Genomic DNA, 4,448 nt, shown 5'->3' on the forward strand with positions numbered 1-4,448 from the left:
CGCATCAGGCGTTTCTGCCGGATCGCCAATTTCTGCATGTACGTCAACGGCTTCCCGTCCGGCACCCAGGCCGATCCGTTCCCAGAGAAGATCGACCCGGCCAGGGTCAGGGAGTTCCAGAGGAAGTACGCCGTCGCCGAGACGGGACGCATCAACCTGAGCACATGGCTCAGCCTGTGCGTCAGCTGCGGCGACACAAGCAGGAAAGGCACGGCATGCGACACCCGTTTCGAAATCACCGACGCACACGTCGCAACCTTGATTGCCAATGGCTATCGCCATGTTGGACGATATATCAATGGTGGTTCTTTCAAGGAATTGCGGGATGGAGAGGCAGAACGAATCACGGCAGCCGGCTTGGATCTGTTCCTGATTTACGAAGATGGCGCGGAACTGGCGTACTTCACCGAGGAACAGGGGGACCGCTGATGCCTCTGCTGCTATGAAGTGCGCTGCCAAGCACGGGATTCCTCATTCGGCGGTGATTTTCTTTGCTGTTGATTTCGATGCCCTTGATGGAGAAGTCACGACAAATGTGCTTCCCTACTTCAAGAATCTCTCAGGGGAGATGAGTGGATACCGTATTGGTGTCTATGGCCCTCGGAATGTCTGCACGAGGGTCTGCGAGGCCGGATATGCCGAATTCAGCTTTGTTTCCGACATGTCTTCCGGGTTCAGCGGCAATATGGGATATCCGATTCCCGATGGATGGAGCATCGACCAGATCTCCAACGTCACAATCACCCACGGAAACGACAGCCTGGAAATCGACAACGACCTTGTGTCCGCAGGAGGCATGGACGATGCGGCTGTGTCCAGACTTCTGGCCTCGACTGTGACAATCCATGTGAATTCACGGGAATATGACCCCACTATCTCTCAAGAATGGTATCAGCCGATGATCAATCGTTGGACGGGCGATGTTCCTATTAACGATGATTTTGATAGTAGCCGAGTCATTGGCTATATCCACCCGAATGATTTCTATGTACGGTTGTTGATGTCGCACCAATACCACTTCTTCGTAGCGGTTAGCGATGGAGTGGGTGGATTGATCCAGGGGGTCCTCAACGGGGTCGAGGTCTATAGAGGGGATGATAGCGTTCTCTTTCCTTGGTATGACAGTCAGGAATCCTTTCTTGATTGGAACTCGGATGGAAACGGCATCAGTCTCTCCTCTTCCAGTGCCGTTACAATCGACACCATGACGGACTGCAGGGTTTTCAAACTGCGGCATCCGGCTCTTTGGCTGTGGACGACATCGCAGGAATCGCAACGGGTCGGTGGAGTTCTTCCCATGAATGCTGAGGTGGCTATTGAACGCTCTCTTCCGCAACTCGGGAAATCCAACCCAAACTTCATACTCTGCAAGAGATGGAGGTACGCAAATTCTTCGTCATGGCAAAGCTTCCATGATGAGAGCAATGGAGTTGAAGTGGAAAATCCCTTTGTGGATCTGGGATTTCAGTATGGCTGCAGCCCTTCTGATCGTCTGTTGATGTGATGCAATCCGGTTGAGGAGATTTCCGGAGTGTACATCGCCTCCATGCCGGTTTATGATGGGCTTGCAGAGAAAGGTGGGGGATAATGGAGAGTCTTTCTTCCCTTCGTGGATCGGTGTATCGCTTCGGACGGCTGCTTGTCCGCTGCATCATGGCGTCTATCGCTTGCGTCGCGGTGTGTTTCGGCGCCGCGACGCCCGCGATGGCGGATGATGTTGACAAGGAGATCTACGGCGATTCGGGGAATGCTGCCGATATCTCGCCGTCGCCGTCGCAATCGTATCCCGATGCGGGCAAGACGTCCGTGACGGAAATACCGAAGCTGCCCTGCATCATGGGCGACTCCCCGTGGCTCGGCCTGACGCCCGATGGCTCGCGGGCCGTGGTTCTGGGAAGGAATGGCGCGGTATGCGTCATCGACACTTCCGCGATGTCGGTCGTCGCCACGTCTCAGACGGGGCTCGATTTTACCATGACGGGAGAGTACGGCGCATCGATATCGCCCGATGGCGCGACGCTGTACGCATATTCGCAGGACGCAATCGTGGCCGTGTCCCTTTCCGACCTGAGGGTCACCCGTCTGGGAGCCCACTGCACGAGCTTCCTGCAATCCGAGGACGGAACATCCATCACGGCGCTGTGTTCCGCGGGCGGTGCATCGCGTCTCGATACGATTCGCGCGGACGGGACGGTGACGAACAGCGTTCCCATCACGTCTCCGGTGACGTTGAAAGGCGTCGAAGCCCTCGCCGTTTCGCCCGACGGGTCCGTGTGGTATCTCGCGATGATGAAGGACCTCAATGACGCCACCACCCGCTACCTCGCATCCCTTGACGCCACGACGGGTTCCCTCGCCTTCATGGACACCCCGGCCTCGTTGTTCCACGGCCCGTGGGGATATCCCTCGACATCGGTCGGCGAATACCAGAACAGGACCCTCCATCGCATGTCATCGTTCCTCGCCTGCTTCTCATCGGACCAATCGGGGCAAGCGGGTGAGAACTACGTCATCAATGCCACGACGGGTTCCATGACGCGGTTCGCGGGTGACGAGGGAGTGGCACCGTGCCATGCGTCGGTGATGTCCGGCGATGGAAACATCGTGGCGGTCGGCGTTTCGACATCCTCGGGGCAATCGGAGGCGGATACGCAGTCCGGTTCCGCGCAATCCAGATACCGGACGGATTTCTTCGACGTGAGCAACCCGGATTCCTGGACGAAAACCGGTTCCATCGACCTCAGTGTCGTCAACGCGGCGCTGTCGCGGGACGGAACCATCATCTATCAATTCGGAGCGATGGTGGATGGTGTGCCGATTCCCCTGCTCGTGGGAACCTCGACCGGTGCCATCGTGTCGTCGGTTCTGGATGAGAACGGTACCGACATGACGCGCGTGGAGCTCGGGAATCTGGGATACGATGCGGTAGCGCAGGACGGTTCCGCCCTGTACGTTCTCTCCATTGCCGATTCGACGATTCCCGGCACGCTGATTCGCATCCCGTTGAAGGACGCGACCCGGGCTGTGTCCCAGCAGGCGGCGTCGCAGCAGGCGGGGACGGATGCTTCCTCGACATCATCGTCGGCGGAGCAGTCCGGTCAGTCCGGTGACGAAAGGGTTTCGGATGCGCGTGGGCGGACGATTGCCATCGTGGCGGTCTGCGTCGTGGCGGCCGTGGCGGCCGTGATCGCCGTGATTGTGGTCGTGCGGCGCCGCGGGACGACGAGCCACCACGATTGACGGTGGCGTTCGGCCGGCGGTCCATCCGCTGCGTCCAACAGCGCGGTCCATTCGCCGCGCCCAACCGCCAGGTTCAACCGCCGCACCAAACCGCTGCGCCCATCCGCCGCACCCGTGGGAGGAATGTCCCGGCTCGTGGACTGTGTCTCAGGTGTGTTATTTTTCCGATACACGTATCGGATACGATGTCATGTCATGGACACACGGTCGTAACCCGCCGGGCGCCGACCCCTCCGGATCCCGGGAATCGTGAATCCCCGCGAACCCGACGCGCCCCGCCCGAACGGCCCGTCCCCATCCGCCCCACGATGTCTGGGGCGCCCGGACGCATCCGGGCGGCGATCTCGTCGTCAATCGAAAGGACATTATGAGTGCAACAGGAAGTGTCGGTCTGGGAACAAGGCTGAAGCATCTCGCCTCCTCCGATCGGTCAAGCGGTCTCATCATGCTGGGCTTCGCCTTCGCGGGTCTGCTTCTGGCGAATCTGCCGTGGACGAGCCAATGGTTCGTCCACCTGTCGGAAACCGAGATAGGCATCCCGAACACGGACTTCTTCCTGTCGGTCTCCGACTGGGCGCAGGACGGCCTGCTCACGGTGTTCTTCCTGTGCGTCGGCCTCGACCTCAAGCAGGAGCTCACCACGGGCTCCCTGTCGAACCCGAAGGCCGCGGCCGTCCCGATGCTCGCCGCCGTCGGCGGCATGGCCATCCCGCCCGTCGTCTTCCTCATCGTCTCCAAGCTGTTCGCCACCTTCGGCCCCGGCGCCGTCGGCAGCGAGATCATCGGCAACGAGACCACGCACGCGTTCAGCGAAATCGCCCGCGGATGGGCCGTGCCTACCGCCACCGACATCGCGTTCTCCCTGGCCATCCTCGCGCTGTTCGCCAAAACGCTGCCGGGCTCCATCCGCGCGTTCCTCATGACCCTCGCCACCGTCGACGACCTGCTCGGCATCGTCGTCATCGCCGTGTGCTTCTCCTCGGTCAACGAATGGTACTGGTTCGCGGGCATCGTGGTCTGCGCCGTCATCTGGAGCCTGCTCGTGCGCATGAAGAAGGTCCTGTGGATCCTCGTGGCGATGGACGGCATCCTCGCGTGGGTCATGATGTTCGAGGCGGGCATCCATCCCACGCTCGCCGGCGTTCTCGTGGGCCTGCTCACGCCCGCGAACGTGCTGCACGGCGAAGACACCCCGCGCGCCGAACGCT

Annotated in this window: 4 protein-coding genes; all 4 read left to right on the forward strand. The window is 60.2% G+C overall.

Annotated elements, in window-relative coordinates; genetic code table 11:
- Positions 1 to 429 (forward strand): glycoside hydrolase domain-containing protein (locus PSRA_RS09700; protein WP_143516473.1); only part of this gene is annotated, 429 nt, incomplete at its 5' end.
- Positions 430 to 442: 13 nt separating this feature from the next.
- Positions 443 to 1,504 carry a glycoside hydrolase domain-containing protein gene (locus PSRA_RS08945; RefSeq protein ID WP_275542337.1) on the forward strand — a complete coding sequence of 354 codons (1,062 nt, stop codon included), beginning with the start codon at positions 443 to 445 and terminating at the stop codon, positions 1,502 to 1,504.
- Between the two features lie 83 nt (positions 1,505 to 1,587).
- The gene (locus tag PSRA_RS08950) at positions 1,588 to 3,240 is read left to right on the forward strand and encodes an NHL repeat-containing protein (protein ID WP_143516475.1); all 1,653 of its coding nucleotides are present in this window, start codon (positions 1,588 to 1,590) and stop codon (positions 3,238 to 3,240) included.
- A 367-nt stretch (positions 3,241 to 3,607) separates the two neighbouring features.
- Positions 3,608 to 4,448, forward strand: an 841-nt coding sequence (locus tag PSRA_RS08955; protein ID WP_094661549.1) for a Na+/H+ antiporter NhaA, incomplete at its 3' end; no start/stop codon positions are given.

The organism is Pseudoscardovia radai (genome assembly GCF_002259605.1).
Classification (GTDB): Bacteria; Actinomycetota; Actinomycetes; order Actinomycetales; family Bifidobacteriaceae; genus Pseudoscardovia; species Pseudoscardovia radai.

Bases quoted from the DNA above. Each gene is read 5' to 3' on its own strand.
- PSRA_RS08945 (WP_275542337.1), top strand. From the start codon at position 443: ATGAAGTGCGCTGCCAAGCACGGGATTCCTCATTCGGCGGTGATTTTC.
- PSRA_RS08950 (WP_143516475.1), top strand. From the start codon at position 1,588: ATGGAGAGTCTTTCTTCCCTTCGTGGATCGGTGTATCGCTTCGGACGG.